The sequence below is a fragment of the Paenibacillus sp. F4 genome (assembly GCF_002894905.1).
Taxonomy (GTDB): Bacteria; Bacillota; Bacilli; order Paenibacillales; family Paenibacillaceae; genus Paenibacillus; species Paenibacillus polymyxa_B.
The window spans coordinates 20,365-40,699 of the sequence record NZ_POVS01000025.1 but is presented as its reverse complement, the minus strand read 5'-3'; the positions used below and the strand labels follow the sequence as shown (position 1 = coordinate 40,699).

The window sequence follows — 20,335 nt, the reverse complement described above, 5'->3', positions numbered from 1 at the left end:
TAGATGATTCACTTATCGGTCAAGGGGCTGGTATGAACATGTGAATCAAAGGCTAGGATCCACACAACTCGGATATCCGCTGATTACAATTGCCTTCGTACAGCCCTCCATGAAAGCAAATCACTTTTTTAATATCATATGGCAGCAGGTTTTTAAGAGATTCTTTGGCCATATTGAAATCCCAGCAGTATTGCGGGTCTGGAGCCAATAATTTGCCGCCTACTACGCGTAGAGCATCTCCTGCAATCAGGGTTTGACTGGATTTATGATAGAAACTTAGGTGCCCTGGTGTATGTCCAGCAGTATCTATAACTACGATCCCCCCACAGAAGGGTAATTTCTCTCCGGCAACGATGGTGGAGTTTACAATAGCCTTTGGGGGATTTTCAAGTGTACGCCGGAATGCATGTCTCCACTCTACCGGAACGGATTCGGGCATGGAGCTTACAGCTTGATCTATTGCTTCTGGAGTCAGCTTTATAAGCTGTTTTTCTCCCTGTATATAAGGCTTTTCGATAGAACTGGCTAATACTTGAACTGGGGATGAAGAAGCCCGGATTATATCTGCTAAACTGCCGATATGATCAAGATCCTGGTGTGTTATTAATATGAAGGTAAGTTTATGGATTGCTAATCCGGTGCCTAGAATAGCCTCATGTAAAAGTGAGAGTTGCCCGGGGTAAGCCGTATCAACTAAAATTATGTTATCTTCGTCCCACATTAAAGTGGGGTGAATACTCTCTATACTTCCCATAATGTTAGCAGAAACCTGGAGCATGTGTATTCCCTTGTCTAATTGCATCGAATCCCTCCCATAAGAGTTGATGTAATACAAAGGAATCGTATCATGAAATATAAATATGTAAACCTATATTATATCATAAAAATAATTATTTGTAAATATGTAGAATTTTAAATTTGTGTGACAGTTAGGAGTGATGACGTGAAGAAAATTTATTTGGTCAGACATGCCCAAGCAACAGGACAGGAACCAGATGCCCGACTTACCGATGAGGGTACCCGACAAGCTGAGCAGTTGGTTGATTTTATGGAGAATGTAGGTGTGGAATATATTGTGTCCAGCCCGTGGAAACGGGCCGTGCGAACCATTCAGCCCTTGGCTGAACGGAAACAGTTGCAGGTGTATACTGATGTACGTCTTCAAGAACGGGTACTTAGCCATGAGCATTTGGATCATTGGCTGGACGTGCTGGAACAGACCTATTTGGACGAGGACTTGAAGCTGGAGGGAGGGGAATCATCCCGTGAAGCAGTAGATCGAGGAATCCAGCTTGTTCAGGAGCTTATAGAGCGGGCGGAAAAAACGGTTATCATTGTAACTCATGGAGCTTTACTATCTCTTCTCATTCGACATTACGATCCGCAGTTTGGGTTTGAGGACTGGAAAAAGCTTTCGAATCCCGACGTGTATTTACTAGAACTGAAAGAAGCAGAAGCCAAGATTCACAGAGTGTGGAATACGGGTTGAAATAAATAAAGCACGTTCACCATAAGTGCAGAATGGAATCGAAAGGGGAGACGCATGTTGAATGCAAACCGTTTTTTAGAATTAGAAAAGGCGTTGTTTCAAGCTTGGTCTTTGGACTCTAGCTCTAAATGGACAGCAAATAATCCTGCGGCTGGACAATGTGGTGTCACAGCGCTTGTCGTTCAGGACAGGCTTGGCGGCGATATTTTGAGGACATGGCTGGATAGTGGCTGGCATTATTACAACCGCATTGGTGAGGACATTATAGATTTTACGAGGTCGCAATTTTCAAGCCCTCCTCAGTATCAGGATGTATACTCCAACCGGGAGGAGGCTTTTTCGGACACCAATGCAGAGCAGTATGCAGCCTTAAGTCAGAGATTAAAGGAATTTCTAAACGAAGAAGAATAAGGGGATTTAAATCTGGATGCAGTCATAAAGACGTGATTTTTGAACCTGATCCAATGGAAGGTACTTTTTCGTTGCCCAATATACATTAAAGAGCTGAGCAATCAGTAAAATTCCTGAAGATAAAAGCTGTATTTACGTTATAAAATGAGCTATACTGAGGTAAGAATAGTAAGGAGTCGTGCGCCAACACGACTCCAGTGTACAACCACTGCTTAAAGAGCAGTCGGCAGTAGGGTCCAACAATAGACCGTTACCTTTGTGGGGGGCGGTCTATTTCTTTTTCATGTAGGTAAGCAATGCCAGAATGAACATGCCGAACATGATCATCAAGGAAATCGCGTCTTAAGATATTAATTACTTAATTACGTATTTTCTTGGAGAGTACTATAAAATAAACTCTAATGCAGCCAATGACCGGGAATGCTTAGAGAAGGGGGCAGTTTGGTTTTACAATTGCCCTTAGCCGAATTTAATTGCGCTTGTGTAAGAAAAATACTTCCTTCCAGATTAGCTTCACTTAAATCAGCGTCTCTAAAATCCGCACCGATAAGGTCGGTCATTCTCATATCGGCTTCTCGGAGGTCAGCAGCAATAAGTAAAACTCCTCTCAAATTGGCACCTCTAAGATTGGCGCCTCTCAAATTTGCCCCGATAAGGTCTCTACTCCTGATTTTTTTACTATATTTATTGTGCTCTAAGTTTTTCTTACCTTTTTCTCGTACTAACTCACTTGTTTGTAAAAGTAAATCATTGACTAACGCCCTATGGGTTGGTACATGAAGATCTATGAGGAATTTTGGATCTTGATCCGTAAGCTGCTCGGTTTTCGCCATAGCTTTTTGTAAGTCTGTATAGATGGGTTGAGTTTCTTTTAAGTTAAGGGCTTCATTGAGGTAATAAAGCATTTCATGAAGCTGTTGCATGATGGGAAATATATTGAACATTTCCTCAGCTATTGCCGGATCGTCTCGCCAGCTTTTTCCCTTGTATGTAACTTGGGAAACTTTTTGACCTGCTCCAAAGCAATCATATACCGTACAGCCTCGCAAGCCGTTGTTTCTTAGATTCTTATGAATATTACAACGATAATCCGCATTTAGGTTTTGACAAGGGGTTCCTCCGTCCTTATTAAAAGCAAAATCAGCAGATTTTGCATAAGGCAAGGCTACACAGCATAAACCAAAACATTGTTCACAATTTGCACTATACAATAAACACACATCCTTTTACTGGCACCTATTAAACATAATATTACCAAAAAAAGATGGAGCATGGTCTATTGTTTTTCCATAGACTTCTAGAGTCTCCTGGATCGTTTAGAGAAGAAATTTAGTCTTTTGCCAGGTTCAATTGCCATGAGACTCCGTATTTATCTTCAACCCACCCAAATTGTTGGCTTACGGGCGAGGCTTCAAGGGGCATTAAAACTTGGCCTTCCTGAGATAGCTGACCAAACACACGATGAATTTCTTCTTCCGAATCACAAGTGACGAATAGCGATAGAGCTGGGGTAAAAGGGTGTTTGTCCTGATGGTTATAGTCTATAGCCATAAAAGTCTGCCCTTTGAGGTTGAATACAGCATGTAACACGGTCCCATCTTCCTGATGAAAAATGCTCATGATACCAGACGGCTTAAATACAGAGGTATAATATTGCATGGCTTCTTCTGCTTGACCGGAGAACATGAAAAATGTTGTGATTTTTGGACTGGAATCATGCATGAGATCAACTCCCTAGATTGTATCGTAGATGATAACATCTTTCCTCTTTTTTAATAGAAATATTCAGCATTAGAGAAGTGCTTCATGAAGACGTACACACGTGAAAGGAGAAAGACAGGATGATGGACGCGACAACAAGACTTATTGATATGTTCGGCTCAGCTAAGAAGCTGGATGCTAGCATCATTTCTGCCTATACGGATGTGGTTGCCAAATATGGGACAGTGGAGGATGCGTGGGAGTTATATAGGCTTTTTGTAGAAGATCCCCATCATTATATCAGGGGGTTGCTCCTCCAGCCGATCATGAGATGCGGGGATGTTACTTTGGCGCAGGATATGTACGAGCGTTACGTCCGAAATCAGGCATCCCCAGAACATATACCTGACGGTGTGCTGTATGCGCTAGGTTATTTGGGTTATGTGGAGGCTGCTGCTGATCTCGTCGCTTTGGTGAACGGACCGTATGGAGCTGTGTCTGTGGATGCCTGTTTGGGACTGGTACATCTTCCATGCGAACCGTATCGTGAGAAACTGGCGGCTGAATTGGAAAAAGCGCTGGATCAGAATTTGTTTAATGAATTCTTACCTCTGTTAAGCTTCAAATGCACGACTGAAGATATGATTCCGCGATTGGTACATTGGGGAGAGCAACATGCTTCCGTAGACTGTAATGCAGGAATTATTGCTGGAATAGCATTGTTTGGAGAAGGGCAGAAGGATACGATTCGATCTATCCTGTGGAATCCGTTTTGGGAGGCTCATGGAACGGCTACAGGCAGTTGTGTGTGGTCTTATTTTGCTATGCAGCATGTAGGGCTCACCTTTAGGGAGCTTGTTCAGGATATAAAAAGCTACGATGCATCCAAAGAAGATGTACAGGCATTGGAATACCGTTTGGATGTGCTATATGAGATGTTGGAACTCAAGCTAAGCTATACAGCCCGACCGATCCGGTTCGCTCGCAGCAATGAGGAATCATTTGGTCAGCTATATAGCGATTTGTTTAGCTGGTCTAACGAACATCACGATGACTCTATTATAGGCTGGATCAATGAACAGTTGGGGGTTGGGCACCGACTACTGGAACGGTATTATGAGCTAAGGAAACGAATCGAGATTAAAATGGTACATGAAATTGAGCTGGAGCATGTTCAGAAAGGGAGTTAATCGTATCAGGAAATAAGAACTTTTGATGTAAAAGGACGAAATAGCAGAGTTTGGCGGCGATATGGGGATTCGCCCAGTCCGCGGGCTGATGTCCCGCATAGGATACATCAGCCTAGAACACAAGGAGTGAAACACATGTCTTTACTGCCACAAGTTCCTTTCGGAACGCAACCGGGTACTCCGGGTCCATTCACGCCGTCAGGTCCTTCGATTCCACAATTTCCTGATATGCAGGATTCGTTCCCATCTCCGATAGGTCCGCCACCAGGCCCAGGGCCTTTTTCGCCACACCCGTTCTCACCGCCGCCGCAGGGACCATTCGGTCCGCAAGGTGGGCAGCAAACTCAAGCACCAACTTCCCCACCACCGCAATTTACGCCACCGAAGCCGCTGGTTTCGGCATATGCGGTTGACCCTGGAGCCATTTTCGGTTGTTTGTTCCGCAACACGTTTGTATGGCTGACGAACGGAGAGCGTTTCTGGATGTACCCTGTCTTTGTAGGCAGGACATCCGTAGCGGGTTTTCGGTGGAGTGGTCGTTTTTGGTTTTATTACGGTGTAGACACTAACCGTATTGAGTCGTTTAGCTGTTATTGGTAATAGCGCAGCTTTAGGGAAGAGCGGGGCTTAACGGGATGATGGCTGATGGCACTGGCAAGAGAGGTAAATGGGTAAGTGAAGCGAAAATAAAAAGACTGAGAGAACGCTCATCGCGTTCCCCCAGTCTTTTTTTTGCTATTAATCCATCCACCAGCGTTTAAAATTGCCCCACCACGATTTCTTTTCGGCTTGTCGCTCCGCTTGGTCAGTTGGTGTTGATGCCGGTGGGTTATCTTGCCCCGAGAGCGTCTCCTTCGGCTCCGTGCCGCTTACAAATACCTCCAGCCGCTTGTCCGGGCTGTCCGGTGCAGCCAGCTTGCCGCTGGCCGGATCAATATAAGCACTGACTACGCCGTCAGGGATAGGAAAGATTTTGGGTGGCACATTCTCCAGCGCTTTCTCCGTATATTGCGCAAAAATCGGAGCCGCCCGTCGGGCATCCTGTGTGCTGATGTCCTTGCCCTTGTCATAGCCGACCCAGACAGCGGTGGACAGTTCGGGGGTAAAGCCGACCATCCACGCATCGGTGTTGGTCGTGCCGCTCTTGCCGGCAACCGGGCGCTTGATCAGCTTCGCGACCCGGTTGCCGGTGCCGCCTTCTTCGAACACGCCTTCCATGAGGCGTGTGAGGACGTAGGCGGAGGCGGGCTTCACCACCTGCACGGGTGCGGCTTGGGGCGCTTCGTACAGCGACCGCCCGGCCGCATCGGTAATGCGCAGCACTGCTACCGGAGCCACCTTTTGCCCGCCACTGCCGATGACCGAGAAGGCCGAGGCCATCTCGAACGGGCTGACGGGCGACACGCCCAGCGCCAGCGAAGGTACGGGCTTGAGCTCGCTTGTAATGCCCATTTTGCTGGCGAGGTCCATGACCTTATCCGTTCCCACCTTCAAAATGGTGCTAACGGCATAGATATTATCGGACGCCGCAATTGCGCGCCGAAGATCTATTTCGCCCAAATATTTGTCTCCAAAATTTTTGGGCTTATAGGTCTTGCGGTTGTTATCGTAGTGGAACAACGTCGGTCGGCTTTCGAACTTGGACGTACTCGTCAATTCGCCGGAATCCAGCGCGCTTAGATACATAATCGGCTTGAAAGCGGAGCCTGGCTGCCGGGTTGTGGCCAGCGCATGATTATATTGATTCCCGACATAGTTCGTTCCGCCAACCATGGCCTTGACATGTCCGTTGCGCGGGTCCATGGAGATTAACGCGGTTTCCAGTCCGTTGCTGTTCTTCATGCCTTCGTTTACAGCCGCCTCGGCTGCCTGCTGCATGTGCATGTCCAGCGTGGTATAAATGCTCAGGCCGCCATGCTCAAGCACCCCTTCGCTAATCCCAAGTTGATGAGTCGCCAGCTGGCGAACGTAATCGCGGAACCAGGGAGCAGTTTCCACTGTCCGGCGCTGGCTCTCGGGCCGCAGGGCCAGCATTTCCTCATAGGCCTTGGTGGCTTCAGCTGGAGTAATCTTGCCAGTGAGCGCCATCGAGTCCAGCACAATTTTCTGCCGATCCTTTGCATTTTTCATATGATTATACGGTGAATAGTAGGTCGGTCCTTTCGGAATACCTGCTAACAGGGCGCTTTCGGCCAAATCCAGATCTTTTGCAGATTTACCGAAATACATTTGCGAAGCTGCTTCAATGCCATAGGCGCCGTGACCATAGTAAATTTCGTTCAAATACATTTGCAGCAGCTCATTTTTGGTGTACTTCATTTCAAGCTGTGCGGTATAAATGGCCTCCTTGGCTTTGCGCGTCCACGTTTTCTCATGAGATAAGTACAGATTGCGTGCAAGCTGCTGAGTCAGCGTGCTGGCCCCTTGCGACATATCCCAGCGGGTCAGATTAACGATTACCGCCCGGCCCAGACCTTTGAAATCAAAACCAAAATGATCGTAAAACTTCCGATCTTCCACAGCCAGGGTAGCTGCAATCAAATCGGGTGAAATGTGATCAAGCTGGACCGGAATGGATTCTTTGCCTCCAGCAGAGAAAGTGGCGATGACTTGCCCTTGACTATCGAGCAGACGTGAATTCCGATCCGTATCCGCGAGCGGAAGGCTGGTCGTGTACAAATAGGCGAGCAGGATGCAGGCGGCGATGACCGTCAGAATAGTGATAGACATCATTCCTTGAAAGCATCGAAGCCAAAGCGGTTTACGCTTGGGGGATCGCCCGGTCGTATCGGTCATCATGCCACCTCCTTCCATAGTTGATGTTCTCAGTATAGTCAATCCGAAAGCGTCTATTCATCAGATACACATACGTGTCTATTTTAAACAAGATTAAATCTTCAAATTGCTTTTGCAGTCCATTCAGGTATCACTTATAATGCAAAAAGTGTGAAATTCCAATGTGTTTGGTACAATAAATATAGCAAACTCGGCGTTTGCGTGTTGCTGATATAAGGAAAGTCAACGTTTATGCTACCGGATTGCCGGACACATACTTTGATCAGAAAGAAGGTTGGAATGATGGACTTGTGGTTTACGGAGAAGCAGACTCCCTCTTTCGGCATTACAGCAAAAATCAAACAAACCTACGTCTCTGAGAAAACAGATTTTCAGGATCTGGCTATGATCGAGACAGAGGAATTCGGCAATATGCTTGTTCTGGATGGCATGGTGATGACGACGGTTAAGGATGAATTTGTGTATCATGAAATGGTAGCACATCCGGCCTTGAATACACATCCGAATCCGAAAAAAGTTTTGGTTGTGGGTGGTGGCGATGGCGGCGTTATTCGTGAGGTCATCAAGCACCCTGAAGTGGAAAAGGCTGTATTGGTTGAGATCGACGGTAAGGTGATTGAATATTCCAAAAAATATTTGCCTGAAATTGCTGGAAAGCTGGACGAGCCTAATGTAGAAGTGCTGGTCAATGACGGATACATGCACATTATTGAACACAAAAATGAATACGACGTCATTATGGTCGATTCGACGGAGCCGGTAGGTCCGGCAGCCCCGCTGTTCGAGCGCGGGTTTTACCAAGGTATTTTTGAAGCGTTGAAGGAAGACGGCATTTTCGTAGCGCAAACGGATAACCCTTGGTTCAAGGCAGACCTGATTCAGAAGGTCAACAAAGATGTGAAGGAAATTTTCCCGATTGTGCGTGTGTATGGTGCGAACATTCCGACCTATCCGAGTGGTCTTTGGACATTCACGTTGGGTAGTAAGAAGTATGATCCGCTCGAAGTAGACGAGACCCGAATTCCAGAGATGGACACCCGATATTACAGTCCGCGTCTACACAAAGCGGCGTTTGTACTACCTAAGTTTGTAGAAGATTTAACGAAGTAAACATTTTAAGAAGCGCCTTAGTGGTCTTTATTGCCTGTTTTTGGGTGGAAAAGAGCACTATAGGCGCTTTTTTGTGTTGGATAAGATTTGAAAAAGGCTATGAAAGCATACTGGACACCGGATTTCCTTTTAAGATAAAAGAAGGAAATTTAAGGGTGTGTGTAGAATATACAAAAAACCAGACATTTAACAGATTTGTAATGTCAACAGGGGAGGTTTGGTTATGGAAATACATAAATCGGCGATGTACCAAAGAGGGGGAAACTTTTTTGATCAGACGCTCTTTTTATTACCTGTGGGGGTCTCAGACGATCTCCAACGTAGCAGATATCATCTACATGTTGAGTGTAGTGGTATTGGTGTTCAGTTCAAGTAATTCCTTAATGACGACAATTTTGATTCCGTTGTTCCGATTGTTTGCTCAAGTGCTTAGTGGGCTCGTTGCACCAATAGTCCTCGGTCGATTTCGGCTGACACGAGTGTTGCTATTTTCCCAGTTTGGACAGTTTGTCATCTTTACGCTTCTGCTGCTTTATTTGTGGATCGTACCTGAGCAAAGGTCGTTTCTGTTTATTTTTGTGATGGTGTTCGGTATGTCTTTCCTGGACGGCTGGACGAATCCTGCGCGTAATTCGCTTGTACCCCGTTTGGCTACTGGCGAAGGACTAATGCGGGCAAACGGCATGGTAGCGGTCAGTGATCAGGTGGTCAAATGTGCAGGCTGGGCGTTGAGCGGAATTATTGTGGCTTGGCTAGGTTCCCTGAATACGCTTGTGATTGCGTCTTGTTGCTATCTCGTGGCTGTAACTGTCACATCCTTCATTCGTGATCCGCTGGATCAGAAGGAATTAGGTCTCAATGCTTCAGATTCCTCAACTAATGCAGTAGAACCTGCAAAGGGAAAGGAAAAAGGCTCCCATTGGAAAGAGCTTGGGGAAGGCTGGAAAATCATTTGGCACAACCGTCGTATTCGTTCTCTGATGATCGTCGATAGCGTGGATAGTATTGGGGGAGTCTCCTGGCTCGGCGTATTTATTTTAGCGTACGTCAGCCAAGTGCTGCATCGGGATGCGAGCTGGTGGGGCTTTATGAATGCGTCCTTTTTCTCGGGCACGATTTTGGGTGGATTGATTGTCGTCGGTTTGGTGAAGCGCTTGCAAAAGAACAGCTTTTTGTACATGCTCGGAGCGTTGCTGGTGTATGTACTGATTACAATTGTATTTGCACTGAATACAATCCCTGTTGCTGCGCTTATTCTTTTTGCTGTATCAGGCTTACCTGTTCAAATGGCGGGCATTATTCGCCGCACCTTACTGCAAACCAGTGCACCGGCAGCCCAGCTGCCCAAAGTGATGGCAGGAATTGATGTGATTACAAATCTCGCTTTCGGTCTGTCCTTGTTATTCATGGGCTGGTATGCAGATCGTTTCGGTATGGTGCAGGTGTATTTGTTGGCTGCGATTATGACGACCATTGCTATCTTGATCGGCTGGTTGTATCGCAGGGATTTTCAGGAAAGTGAGCAAATGGACCATCCAACCGCTACGGGCGCTGGGATTTAAAATTGGGGTTCTCGTTAGGCGTGACATCATTCATTGGATGACTACATAATTAAATGCAGGTGTAAAAGTGAACGTGACGATTGGGGAGAATAAAAGCCTGCAATTCTCCTTAATTTTACAGGAACACCACTGGAATAACGTTGACGGTGGTGTTCCTTTTATAACTATTAAATTAATTGGTATGTCTGTTGAGCAGTATGTGCCATTCCTAATGTCAGGTCCGTTTGCTCGTGAGATATGTTTTGACGGCAGGAGGAGTGTAATTTGTAAATTGCCGTAGGATTCCTTGCGGAGTGGTATCCGTAATTACCATCGCACGATATTTTTCCTGCATAAATTGTTCCTGAGCCATACGATCAAACAAGGAAATAAGAGGATCGTAATAATGGTTAATATTTAAAAGACCGCATGGCTTTTCATGCAAGCCTAATTGCGCCCATGTGAAAATTTCAAAGTATTCTTCCATTGTACCTGGGCCACCTGGTAAAACAATGAATCCGTCCGCAATCTCTGCCATTTTAGATTTTCGTTCGTGCATGGAATCAACAATGATTAATTCGCTCAGGCCATTATGTGCAATTTCACGGCTTTGCAAAAAGTGAGGGAGCACACCGATGACGCGACCTCCTGCATGAAGTGCCGCGTCAGCGACTGCACCCATTAAACCAACACTTGCTCCTCCATAAACCAGGCTTATTTCCTGTTCGGCAAGTGCCTTGCCCAGAGCAACAGCATGCTCTCGATAAATCTCAGACGCTCCATTACTGGAACCGCAAAAAACAGCAATGCTTTTCATATGAGATTCTCCTTTATGTATATCTTTTTGCAAGTTTTTGCTGGTGTGTCCGAAATATATCCCCCAAGGTGATGTCATACTTGTTGGCGATCACGATGAGATTACCCAGTACGTCTCCAAGTTCTTCAGTTAAATGCTCCTTGTTCTCCTCGAATGAACCATCGATCTCATCAGGCCGGTCTCTGCCAATCTCCAGGGCGCGAATAGCTCTCGCAACCTCCCCGGTTTCCTCTGCCAAGAAACCAATTCGGACGAAGATATCCAAATCCGACCAGTTTCTCTCCTGATAATATTGCTTGACCCACTTTTGAAATTCATTAATATCCATATTCAGCCTCCCAACTGAAACCCATGCATAGGTGTTGGCTATACACAAACCATAAGGTTTAGATGAAACAGAAACGTTTGTTCGTGTTTTATTATATAATATAAGGGGGGGATTTATCAAAGAAAAATTAAAAAGCCGTTTGCTTAAAAAGCAACCGACTTTTTTTAAAGAACATTGACCTTAATGATGCGACCGTATCCGGTCAGTCTTTTAAGCTGTAGTGAACTGGCTGTTATAGAGCGAGGCATAATGGCCCCCGCTGGCAAGCAACCCCTCATGGGTACCACTTTCGACGACATCGCCGTTTTTCATATATAAAATCAAATCCGCTTCGCGGATGGTCGATAGTCTGTGGGCGATTACAAAGCTGGTGCGTCCGGCAATCATTTTCATAAATGCTTTTTGGATACGCGCTTCTGTCAGGGTGTCTATGCTGCTGGTCGCTTCATCCAGGATCAGCATAGGTGGGTCGACGAGGATCACTCTCGCGATAGTGAGCAGCTGTTTTTGGCCTTGCGACAGGCTGTCGCCTGACCCGCTGATGACCGTATCGTAGCCATGAGGCAGTCGCTTGATGAAGCTATGCGCATTGGCAGCTGTTGCAGCCGCGATGACTTCTTCGTCTGTGGCCTCCGGCTTCCCGTAAGCGATATTGTCCCGGATGGTTCCGCTGAACAGCCATGTATCTTGAAGTACCATACCAAAGTTAGTCCGCAGGCTGTCCCGGCTCATATCGTTGATATTCACCCCGTCGATGGATATTGAGCCGCTGTCCACATCGTAAAATCGCATGAGCAGATTGACGAGTGTGGTTTTGCCAGCTCCGGTCTGCCCGACAATAGCCACACGAGTGCCTGGCTTTACTTCCAGACTAAAGTTCGTAATGAGCGTACGTTCTGGGTTATAGGAGAATTTGACGTGATCAAAAAGGATCGTGCCTTTGCTGCGTTCTAGCTGTACGGCGTTCGATTTTTCCGGCTGCTCTGGCGGTGAGTCCAAAATAGCAAATATGCGCTGAGCAGAAGCCGTAGCTGCCTGGAACTGGGTCAGCACACCCGTAATTTCATTAAAGGGCTTGGCGAATAAATTGGTATAAATCAGAAAGCTCGACAATCCGCCTACCGAGATCCCACCTAAAATAATGGAGATACAGCCAATCATGGCGGTGACTGAAAAAGTCATGTTGTTCACCAATCGGGTAGAGGGGTTGGACAATGATCCGTAAAACTGCGATTTCACTCCGGCTTGATACAATTGCTCGTTTCTGGCGGAAAATTCTTCAAGCGAGCGGTTTTCATAATGAAAAGCGGTAACTACTCGTTGTCCGCCGATCATTTCTTCCACGTAACCGTTCAGGCTTCCTAAAATTTTGGCTTGTTCGCGGAACATACGCTGCGATCTTGTGGTAATGAACCGTGCTACGCCATATGTGATCGGGGTAGACACCAATACAACCAACGTCATTATAGGACTGATATACAGCATGAGTACAATGGAGCCTATAATTGTAATAATCCCGGTAATCAATGTGGAAAAGCCTTGCAGCAATCCATCCGACACAGCATCCATATCGTTCACAAAACGGCTAATGCTGTCTCCTTGTGGATGAGTATCATGAAAGCTTAACGGAAGGATATTAAAATGATCAAATAACTCTCGCCGCATATCATTTACGGTCTGAAAAGCAATGCGGTTCGTCAAATACGTGAGCAGCCAGCTAAATAGACTGCCTACAACATATACAATGCCTAATCCAGCTAGAATCTGCGCAATACCTTTAAAATCTACTACTCCCTTATCCACCATGTGGTCGATAGCTTGACCAATCATGTAGGGTCCGATCAGACTGGCAAGCACGCTGAGAACCGCACTGACGATGACCCAACATGTTGTTGTTTTATATTGACCCACATAGGTTAACAATCTTCTCCAGGTTTCCTTGCCACTCATTGGTCTACCTCCTGCGTTGAGAGCTGGGAATGATTAATTTCCTGATATACATCTGAGCTGCTCATCAACTGTTCATGTGTGCCGATACCGACAATTCGCCCCTCATCAAACACAATTATTTTATCAGCATGCTGTACGCTGCTTACTCGTTGCGAGACCAACAGGACGGTCATGCTGGTGCTATTTTCCCGTAGCGATTTACGGAGGGCGGCGTCAGTTGCAAAATCAAGTGCGCTTGAGGAGTCATCCAAAATGAGAATTTGCGGATTGCCGACAATAGCTCTGGCAATGGTAAGTCGCTGCTTTTGTCCTCCCGACAGATTAAGCCCCCCTCGGGTGATCGGAGCATCGAATTTCTCCGGCAAGTTGGAAATGAACTCATCCGCTTGCGCGATAGCTGCGGCTTGAGCGACTTCCTCATCGGTGGCGTGTTCATGCCCCCAACGGATATTATCCGCTATAGTACCAGTGAACAGCAGCGCCTTCTGAGGAACAATTCCGATTTTCTGCCGCAATTGCTCAAGCTTATACTGCCGAACGTCGATGCCATCAACCTGCACACGACCCTCTACCGCATCATAGAAGCGGGGAATGAGATTCACAAAGGTGGATTTCCCCGAACCTGTTCCTCCGATGATGCCGACCGTTTCACCGGGATAGATGTTTACCACTACATCGCTAAGTGCCAATTGCCCTGTCTTATTGTATCCAAAGGAAACGTGATCAAAAGAGATGGCTGGTACAGCGCCATGCTCACTTGCTTCCTCCCTGTCTATAGATGTAGAAGTAGCAGCAGTGTCGGAAATCGAAGCTTGCGTGTCTAGGACCTCCTGAATCCGTGCTGCTGAAGTGGCAGCTTTGGTGAACAAAATAATTAAATTGGTCACCACAATCAGAGCCAGTAAAATTTGCGTAATGTAATTAATAAAGGCAATAATCTCCCCTTGTGTAAGAGATCCATATTGGATATGGATGCCGCCGATCCACAGGATTGCAATAATAGCTCCGTTCACCACCAACAAGGTAGCGGGGCTTAGCAAAGCAGAAATACGTCCAACACGAATAGCAGTCTGGGTCAGGTCATCTGAGGCGGCATTGAACTTTACTCGTTCAGCTCCTCTTTTGGCAAATGCACGTATGACCCGTACACCTGTAAGATTTTCGCTAAGTACCAGAGCGATTTTATCGAGTTTTTTCTGGTATAGCCGGTACAGGGGAGAAGCCTTCGTAATGACTACATACAGAATCAAAGCCAGAACCGGTGTAGCAGCCAACAGCACCAAAGCAAGGCGGAAGTCCAGAATCATGGACATGATAATCGCCCCGATACAAATAAAAGGAGCACGAATGACCAAACGAATCAACATCGCTACAGCTGTTTGCAGCTGATTGACATCATTCGTAATCCGGTTGATAAGCGAGGGTGTACCGAATTTATCGAGATCAGCATAAGAAAACGAAGAAATATGCTTAAACATCGTATTGCGCAGCGTAGTTCCGAATCCTTGAGAGGCACGGGCTGCGTAAAACTGACACACTAATGAACTGCCAAAGCCCAGTATAGTCATGAGTAACATCAAAAGACCCATCTGCCAAACATAATGGGTGTCTCCTTTACCTACACCATGATTGATCATTAAAGCAACCATCGTAGGCAGCAATAGTTCCAGGATGGCCTCAATTAGTTTAAACAGAGGTCCAAGAATCGTTTCCTTTTTATAGGGTTTCAAAAAAACAGCAAATTTCAGCAAATAAACCATCACCTAACCTAAATAATGTATATAGTCTCATGCCGCAATAGCATAACTGAACTTGATTATGGCATATCCCCAACCATATGAATAATATTTAATATATATTAGAGGTATAGGTTTTACATATATCAGTACCGGAGGTCCATAATGATGGAATTGAGACATCTCAAGTATTTTTTGGCGATTGCAGAGGCCGGACAGATTACAGCGGCAGCCAAAAAACTGAAAATTGCACAGCCTCCCTTAAGTCAACAGCTCATGCAGCTGGAGGAAGAGCTTGGTGTAAAGCTCGTGCATCGAGGCTCACGAAGCATCCAATTGACGGAGGCCGGCATCATTTTACAAAACAGGGCCAAGCAGATTTTGGAGCTGACAGATGCCACGACAAGAGAGATAAACGATTTTGCCATGGGGATGAAAGGTACGCTCACCATTGGAACGGTCTCCTCCTCTGGGGCAACGCTGATGAAAGACAGGCTTTCCGAATTTCATAAAACCTATGCGGGTGTAAAATTTGAAATTCATGAGGGAAATACGTTCATGATTCTCGATCTTTTGAACAAAGGAATTGTCGAGGTCGGTATCGTCAGAACCCCTTTTAATACCACCGATTTAGGGTGTAGATATGCGTCCACTGAGCCGATGATAGCAGTGATGACAGAAGAATATGACTGGAACCCCGAACAGAAGACCATTTCATTGTCTGAGTTGAAGAACAGGCCGCTCATCGTATATCGCCGCTTTGAACAATTGATCCACGATACTTGTATGAAGTATGGCTTTGAGCCGAATTTCTTTTGTAAAAACGATGATGCTCGCACCACGCTTCACTGGGCTAATGAAGGGCTGGGGATCGGTATGATTTCGCGGTCTGCGTTGTCACTCGGAAGCAATAACCAGTTAATCGTTAAGGAAATTGGGTGTGAGGAATTGCATACACGTGTGGCGGCTGTCTGGCTGAAGGATAAATACATGTCTTCTCTAGCCTCTCGATTCATTGAAAGTTTTAGCCAAGCATCCGATGGAGCTGACTTAAGGTAGCTAAATTTTTTGGATGAAAGCATCTTTTTGTAAAAACTCATTTGAATTGCAATCGGGAACTGGATATAGTAGTACAGTAGGATAGCAATAGAATGGAGTTTGAATACATGCCACATAATGCAAAGGTCCGAATCCGTCTTCATAGTCATCATGACGGAGAAGATGTGGTACAGGAACTTCCCGGAGAAGCGATCGTGCGTGGGAAGCATCTATATATAAGGTACGATGAGCCACAAGAAAGTCCTGAGGGCGGTACGACACGGAACACAGTCAAAATCGGACCGGATGAGCTAAAGCTGATTCGTCACGGTGAGGTACAATCAGAGCAGTCGTTTGCGCTGGGACGCAGGTTGCCTGGATTTTACCGCTCGCCTTATTTAAACCTGAACATGTCTGCGCATACGCAGAAGCTCGATATTCGGATGGATGGTTTCACCGGACATGTGAGCTGGACCTATGATCTGTACGTATTTGAGGATTTCTCGGGGCATTTTGCCATCAGTTTGCATATACAGGAGGAGCAATAATCATGACAAGCAATCCACTGGAACTTATTAATCAAAAGGTGACTTCAGCAATCGAAGCGGCAGTGCTGGCTGCCGGAATCGTGAGCCGCGAAGAGCTGCCGACCATTACGCTGGAGGTGCCAAAGGACAAGTCACACGGTGATTTGGCTACCAACGCTGCGATGCAGCTCACCCGCATTGCAAAGAAGAACCCACGGCAAATCGCTGAAGATTTGATCGCGAATATGGATTTAGCTTCCGCTTCTATTGAAAGCGCGGAAATCGCTGGACCGGGCTTTATTAACTTTCGTCTGAACAAGAGCTACCTGTATGCAGTCATTGGACAAGTACAGGAGCAGGGGGCAGATTACGGGCGTATACAGGAAGGTGCAGGCAAAAAAGTACAAATCGAGTTTGTCAGCGCCAATCCGACAGGTAGCCTTCACTTAGGTCATGCACGTGGTGCAGCCGTAGGGGATGCTCTCTGCAACGTGCTTGATTTTGCCGGATACAAAGTAACTCGTGAATACTACATTAATGATGCGGGCAACCAGATTTACAATATGAGCCGCTCTATTGAGGCGCGTTATTTGCAGGAGCTGGGACAGCCTGCGGAGATGCCGGAGGATGGTTACCATGGTGAGGATATCATCGGGTTTGCCAAGGAACTGGTGGCCGAAAAGGGCGATTCTCTGTTGTCCATGGAACCGGGAGATCGTGCAGCTTATTTCCGTGACTACGGTCTGGAAAAGGAACTGGACAAGATTAAGCGCGATCTGGAGCTGTTCCGTGTACCTTTTGACTCCTGGTTCAGCGAAACGTCGCTGTATGAAAACGGTGAAGTGCTTAAAGCGCTAAATGAGCTGCGTGACCGTGAGGAGATTTACGAGAAGGATGGAGCTACATGGCTGAATACGACCAAGTACGGCGACGACAAAGACCGTGTCTTGATCAAAAATGACGGTACATATACGTACCTAACCCCAGATATCGCTTACCATCGCGATAAATATGCTCGTGGGTATGACACGATCATCAACATCTGGGGAGCGGATCACCACGGCTATATTCCACGGATGAAAGCAGCAATGGAAGCACTGGGCAATGACCCGGATAAGCTTAAAGTGCTGATTGCCCAAATGGTCAGCTTGTTCCAAAATGGGGAAAAAGTAAAAATGTCCAAACGTACCGGCAAGGCCGTGACGATGGAAGATCTGATGGAAGAAGTGGGCGTAGACGCGATCCGTTACTTCTTCACGATGCGCAGCATGGATTCGCACTTGGATTTTGACATGGATTTGGCGATTTCCACTTCCAATGAGAATCCGGTATTCTACGTACAATATGCACACGCACGTGCATGCAGTGTATATCGTCAAGCCGAAGAGCAGGGTATTGCTGTACTGCCGTTGGCAGAGGTTGACTTGTCCAAGCTGACGGCTGAGCATGAATACGATCTGTTACGCAAAATTGGTGAGCTGCCGGAGGAAGTATCGGTGGCGGCTGCAAACTTTGCACCGCACCGTATGATTCGCTATGTCTACGAGCTGGCATCATTGTTCCACAGCTACTATAAGGCAGAGCGGGTCATCACGGAGGATGCCGCTCAAACGCAGGCTCGCTTGGCGTTGTTTGGCGCGGTGCGCACTACCATTGCCAACGTACTGAAGCTGGTGGGCGTGTCTGCACCGGAACGTATGTAAGCAAGCAACCTTAACATAATGACCTTGTAGTCATATTTATAATGATAAAAGGAACCGTTCGTACCACCTCAACAGGGTGGCGCGTTCGGTTCCTTTTTATGTTTGAGTAGCTTAGTAGCGTTCCAGTACCAGATTCGTTTTCAGGGAATCGGCGGGAACCAGCCATCCTTTGGATTGCAGCAGATTCATCAGCTTGGTGCGGTTGCTGGCGGCAACGTTGTAATCCGAGGTTTTGAAGGAGATTTCGATAATATGATCTGTACCTGATCCGTTTGCGCTGCGAATAGGCCATATTTCAACGTCGGTATCCAATCCCTGAAAGCTACCCTCGTATTTACTGACCTGTATAGGACCGTGTACTCTGGAGTTTGCCAAGGTTTGTTTACCCCAATTGCTGTTTTTCCAGTTTTGCAGCTTGCCCGGAAGATTATCCTGCAATTGCTTTAATGCTTGATCTGGGGAAGGCAGAGCCAATCCTTTGGAGGCGTTTGTTTTTTTATCATTGGAAAAGCTTAGTGTTTGCTTGCTGTATCCCCAATCCACCTCAGCCTCATAATTATCATCAGATGCGCTGAACCCTTCTTTATTCGCTTGGGTGAGCGCCGCGTCGATATTTCCGTTTGTGACCGTATAGCGCTTTTTGTAGGTTAATTCATAATTCTTTTTGTCCTCTTTTTTGCGAAATCTCACGTTCCAGCCCTCGTCATTCAATTGCAATGAATTTGTATCAAAGTACTCGACGCTCAATCGTTGTGCATCGTCGCTAATTTGAAACTCGTTCACGATGCCACTTTTTAATGAGCCATCCGCATTGAGGACCTGAGCCGTATCCAGTAGCAGCTTCACCTCATAGCTTGGTGTGGCATTGGCGGCGGCTTGTACTGATTCTGCTCCTTTCCATCCTGTTACGAGCAGTACTGCACTTAGAGTAACTACCGACATCAATTTGGTGATACGAAGGCCTGTTTTCATTTCATCCTCTCCTGTTCGTCCAAATAGGTTACACGCTACACTTTACGGGTGTATTGTCAGTCGTATGTCAAAGCAAGAGGGGACTCCGGTTAAAAAATTACATAATTTCTATATGACAGGTAAGATTTAATCTTGGTTCCATGACAAATATTCGGTGAATCTGTGAATGAGCGCCGAGCGATGACGGTCTTTGTTGCTGACCATATAGATGTACCGCTCAACAGACTGCCCCGGGATAGATCTTACAACCAGTAAGCCCCGCTCAACCTCTGACTGAACGGCAATGCGAGAGACAAAAGAGATGTGTTCTCCCAGCATAACTGCCTGTTTGATGGCTTCCAGTGAATCCAACTCCAGATAGGAAGGAAGCCGCCGACTCCCACGCTCCAGCCATTTGTCGGTCACGTGGCGTGTGCTGGATTCCTTGCCATGTAATACGAAGGAGGAAGAAGCGATAAGCTCGGGCGTCAAATCGGTTTCGTTGGCGAGCGGATGAGTGGGTGAGCAGATGAGCATCAGTTCATCTTCGCCCAAAGATTCTGAGAATAGCGTTGGGGATTGAAACGGCTCTGCCGAAATGATGCCGAGGTCAATTTCGTGGCGAGCGAGCATGTCCTTGATCACGGGCGCTGTTTTCACGGACAAGGCGATGTGAATGCCCGGATGCTCACGGGCAAAGCGGTGCAGCACAGCAGGAAGCAGGTAGGTAGCGGGTACATAGCTTGCGCCAATACGTATACTTCCCCGCTGGAGCGTATCGAACTCGCGGACGACTCGCTCAGCTTCAGCAGCCAGTGCATTAATTTTGGTGGCATAGTGCAGCAGCGCATTTCCAGCATCCGTCAGGATGATTTTGCCCATACGTGTGTCAAACAGCTTTACTCCGAATTCACGCTCCAGATTTTTCATATGAAAAGTAACGGTGGGTTGCTTTAGGCCAAGAAGCTCGGCGACCGTGGTAATTTTATGGTGCTTATTCAGCAGCTCTACAATATGTAACTTTAAAAGACTTAAGTTCACTTAGAA

General features: G+C 46.5%; 20 protein-coding genes. 9 read left to right on the top strand and 11 right to left on the bottom strand.

Annotated features, from left to right (window positions below):
- Window positions 1-52: 52 nt before the first annotated feature.
- Window positions 53-802 carry an MBL fold metallo-hydrolase gene (locus tag C1T21_RS25380; RefSeq protein WP_103050229.1) on the bottom strand — a complete coding sequence of 250 codons (750 nt, stop codon included), beginning with the start codon at window positions 800-802 and terminating at the stop codon, window positions 53-55.
- 141 nt (window positions 803-943) lie between these two features.
- Between C1T21_RS25380 and C1T21_RS25375 the strand changes: the two genes are divergently transcribed.
- Window positions 944-1,489, top strand: coding sequence for a histidine phosphatase family protein (locus C1T21_RS25375; RefSeq protein WP_103050228.1), 546 nt, complete (start codon window positions 944-946; stop codon window positions 1,487-1,489).
- 57 nt (window positions 1,490-1,546) lie between these two features.
- Entirely contained in the window at window positions 1,547-1,900 is a 354-nt protein-coding gene (locus C1T21_RS25370; protein WP_103050247.1) for a YunG family protein, read from the top strand.
- Window positions 1,901-2,170: 270 nt separating this feature from the next.
- On the opposite strand, the gene C1T21_RS28510 is transcribed toward C1T21_RS25370, so the two are convergent.
- The 3 genes from C1T21_RS28510 to C1T21_RS25360 form a co-directional block, all read right to left on the bottom strand.
- Window positions 2,171-2,236, bottom strand: coding sequence for a putative holin-like toxin (locus tag C1T21_RS28510; protein WP_323873446.1), 66 nt, complete (start codon window positions 2,234-2,236; stop codon window positions 2,171-2,173).
- Window positions 2,237-2,298: 62 nt separating this feature from the next.
- Window positions 2,299-3,111: a pentapeptide repeat-containing protein gene (locus C1T21_RS25365; protein ID WP_103050227.1), complete on the bottom strand. Its 813-nt coding sequence runs from the start codon at window positions 3,109-3,111 to the stop codon at window positions 2,299-2,301.
- Between the two features lie 118 nt (window positions 3,112-3,229).
- On the bottom strand, window positions 3,230-3,622 hold the full coding sequence (locus tag C1T21_RS25360; RefSeq protein WP_103050226.1) for a VOC family protein: 393 nt from the start codon (window positions 3,620-3,622) through the stop codon (window positions 3,230-3,232).
- Between the two features lie 119 nt (window positions 3,623-3,741).
- Between C1T21_RS25360 and C1T21_RS25355 the strand changes: the two genes are divergently transcribed.
- Window positions 3,742-4,791, top strand: a complete 1,050-nt coding sequence (locus C1T21_RS25355) for a hypothetical protein (RefSeq protein WP_103050225.1) — start codon at window positions 3,742-3,744, stop codon at window positions 4,789-4,791.
- Between the two features lie 135 nt (window positions 4,792-4,926).
- Window positions 4,927-5,391 (top strand): transporter, encoded by a 465-nt coding sequence (locus tag C1T21_RS25350; RefSeq protein WP_103050224.1) that lies wholly within the window; start codon window positions 4,927-4,929, stop codon window positions 5,389-5,391.
- Window positions 5,392-5,529: 138 nt separating this feature from the next.
- Here the strand turns inward: C1T21_RS25350 and C1T21_RS25345 are convergent, their stop codons facing one another.
- Entirely contained in the window at window positions 5,530-7,587 is a 2,058-nt protein-coding gene (locus C1T21_RS25345; RefSeq protein WP_103050223.1) for a transglycosylase domain-containing protein, read from the bottom strand.
- Between the two features lie 282 nt (window positions 7,588-7,869).
- Between C1T21_RS25345 and speE the strand changes: the two genes are divergently transcribed.
- Both speE and C1T21_RS25335 read left to right on the top strand, forming a co-directional pair.
- Window positions 7,870-8,697 carry a polyamine aminopropyltransferase gene (speE, locus tag C1T21_RS25340; protein ID WP_053324352.1) on the top strand — a complete coding sequence of 276 codons (828 nt, stop codon included), beginning with the start codon at window positions 7,870-7,872 and terminating at the stop codon, window positions 8,695-8,697.
- Between the two features lie 269 nt (window positions 8,698-8,966).
- Window positions 8,967-10,259, top strand: a complete 1,293-nt coding sequence (locus C1T21_RS25335) for an MFS transporter (protein ID WP_103050222.1) — start codon at window positions 8,967-8,969, stop codon at window positions 10,257-10,259.
- Between the two features lie 214 nt (window positions 10,260-10,473).
- Here the strand turns inward: C1T21_RS25335 and C1T21_RS25330 are convergent, their stop codons facing one another.
- From C1T21_RS25330 to C1T21_RS25315, 4 genes are all read right to left on the bottom strand, one after another.
- On the bottom strand, window positions 10,474-11,055 hold the full coding sequence (locus tag C1T21_RS25330; protein ID WP_103050221.1) for an LOG family protein: 582 nt from the start codon (window positions 11,053-11,055) through the stop codon (window positions 10,474-10,476).
- Between the two features lie 13 nt (window positions 11,056-11,068).
- Window positions 11,069-11,383, bottom strand: a complete 315-nt coding sequence (locus C1T21_RS25325; protein ID WP_103050220.1) for a MazG nucleotide pyrophosphohydrolase domain-containing protein — start codon at window positions 11,381-11,383, stop codon at window positions 11,069-11,071.
- A gap of 210 nt (window positions 11,384-11,593) precedes the next feature.
- Window positions 11,594-13,333: an ABC transporter ATP-binding protein gene (locus tag C1T21_RS25320; RefSeq protein WP_103050219.1), complete on the bottom strand. Its 1,740-nt coding sequence runs from the start codon at window positions 13,331-13,333 to the stop codon at window positions 11,594-11,596.
- Window positions 13,330-15,084 (bottom strand): ABC transporter ATP-binding protein, encoded by a 1,755-nt coding sequence (locus C1T21_RS25315; RefSeq protein ID WP_103050218.1) that lies wholly within the window; start codon window positions 15,082-15,084, stop codon window positions 13,330-13,332. The genes C1T21_RS25320 and C1T21_RS25315 overlap by 4 nt, the downstream gene beginning before the upstream one ends.
- Window positions 15,085-15,237: 153 nt before the next feature.
- On the opposite strand from C1T21_RS25315, the gene C1T21_RS25310 reads away from it, so the two are divergent.
- From C1T21_RS25310 to argS, 3 genes are all read left to right on the top strand, one after another.
- The gene (locus C1T21_RS25310) at window positions 15,238-16,128 is read left to right on the top strand and encodes a LysR family transcriptional regulator (RefSeq protein WP_103050246.1); all 891 of its coding nucleotides are present in this window, start codon (window positions 15,238-15,240) and stop codon (window positions 16,126-16,128) included.
- A gap of 92 nt (window positions 16,129-16,220) precedes the next feature.
- On the top strand, window positions 16,221-16,655 hold the full coding sequence (locus tag C1T21_RS25305) for a YwiB family protein (protein ID WP_013308207.1): 435 nt from the start codon (window positions 16,221-16,223) through the stop codon (window positions 16,653-16,655).
- A 2-nt stretch (window positions 16,656-16,657) separates the two neighbouring features.
- A complete protein-coding gene (gene argS / locus C1T21_RS25300) occupies window positions 16,658-18,337 on the top strand; it encodes an arginine--tRNA ligase (RefSeq protein WP_103050217.1) in 1,680 nt (559 codons plus the stop codon).
- A gap of 111 nt (window positions 18,338-18,448) precedes the next feature.
- On the opposite strand, the gene C1T21_RS25295 is transcribed toward argS, so the two are convergent.
- Window positions 18,449-19,309: a hypothetical protein gene (locus C1T21_RS25295; RefSeq protein WP_103050216.1), complete on the bottom strand. Its 861-nt coding sequence runs from the start codon at window positions 19,307-19,309 to the stop codon at window positions 18,449-18,451.
- Between the two features lie 126 nt (window positions 19,310-19,435).
- Window positions 19,436-20,329: a LysR family transcriptional regulator gene (locus tag C1T21_RS25290; RefSeq protein ID WP_103050215.1), complete on the bottom strand. Its 894-nt coding sequence runs from the start codon at window positions 20,327-20,329 to the stop codon at window positions 19,436-19,438.
- Window positions 20,330-20,335 lie beyond the last annotated feature (6 nt).

Excerpts from the sequence above, each read along its gene's own strand:
- C1T21_RS25310 (WP_103050246.1), top strand. The coding sequence starts at position 15,238 with ATGGAATTGAGACATCTCAAGTATTTTTTGGCGATTGCAGAGGCCGGA.
- C1T21_RS25355 (WP_103050225.1), top strand. The coding sequence starts at position 3,742 with ATGATGGACGCGACAACAAGACTTATTGATATGTTCGGCTCAGCTAAG.
- speE (WP_053324352.1), top strand. The coding sequence starts at position 7,870 with ATGGACTTGTGGTTTACGGAGAAGCAGACTCCCTCTTTCGGCATTACA.
- C1T21_RS25330 (WP_103050221.1), bottom strand. The coding sequence starts at position 11,055 with ATGAAAAGCATTGCTGTTTTTTGCGGTTCCAGTAATGGAGCGTCTGAG.
- C1T21_RS25295 (WP_103050216.1), bottom strand. The coding sequence starts at position 19,309 with ATGAAAACAGGCCTTCGTATCACCAAATTGATGTCGGTAGTTACTCTA.
- C1T21_RS25350 (WP_103050224.1), top strand. The coding sequence starts at position 4,927 with ATGTCTTTACTGCCACAAGTTCCTTTCGGAACGCAACCGGGTACTCCG.
- C1T21_RS25380 (WP_103050229.1), bottom strand. The coding sequence starts at position 802 with ATGCAATTAGACAAGGGAATACACATGCTCCAGGTTTCTGCTAACATT.
- C1T21_RS25305 (WP_013308207.1), top strand. The coding sequence starts at position 16,221 with ATGGAGTTTGAATACATGCCACATAATGCAAAGGTCCGAATCCGTCTT.
- argS (WP_103050217.1), top strand. The coding sequence starts at position 16,658 with ATGACAAGCAATCCACTGGAACTTATTAATCAAAAGGTGACTTCAGCA.
- C1T21_RS25345 (WP_103050223.1), bottom strand. The coding sequence starts at position 7,587 with ATGACCGATACGACCGGGCGATCCCCCAAGCGTAAACCGCTTTGGCTT.
- C1T21_RS25320 (WP_103050219.1), bottom strand. The coding sequence starts at position 13,333 with ATGAGTGGCAAGGAAACCTGGAGAAGATTGTTAACCTATGTGGGTCAA.
- C1T21_RS25360 (WP_103050226.1), bottom strand. The coding sequence starts at position 3,622 with ATGCATGATTCCAGTCCAAAAATCACAACATTTTTCATGTTCTCCGGT.
- C1T21_RS25325 (WP_103050220.1), bottom strand. The coding sequence starts at position 11,383 with ATGGATATTAATGAATTTCAAAAGTGGGTCAAGCAATATTATCAGGAG.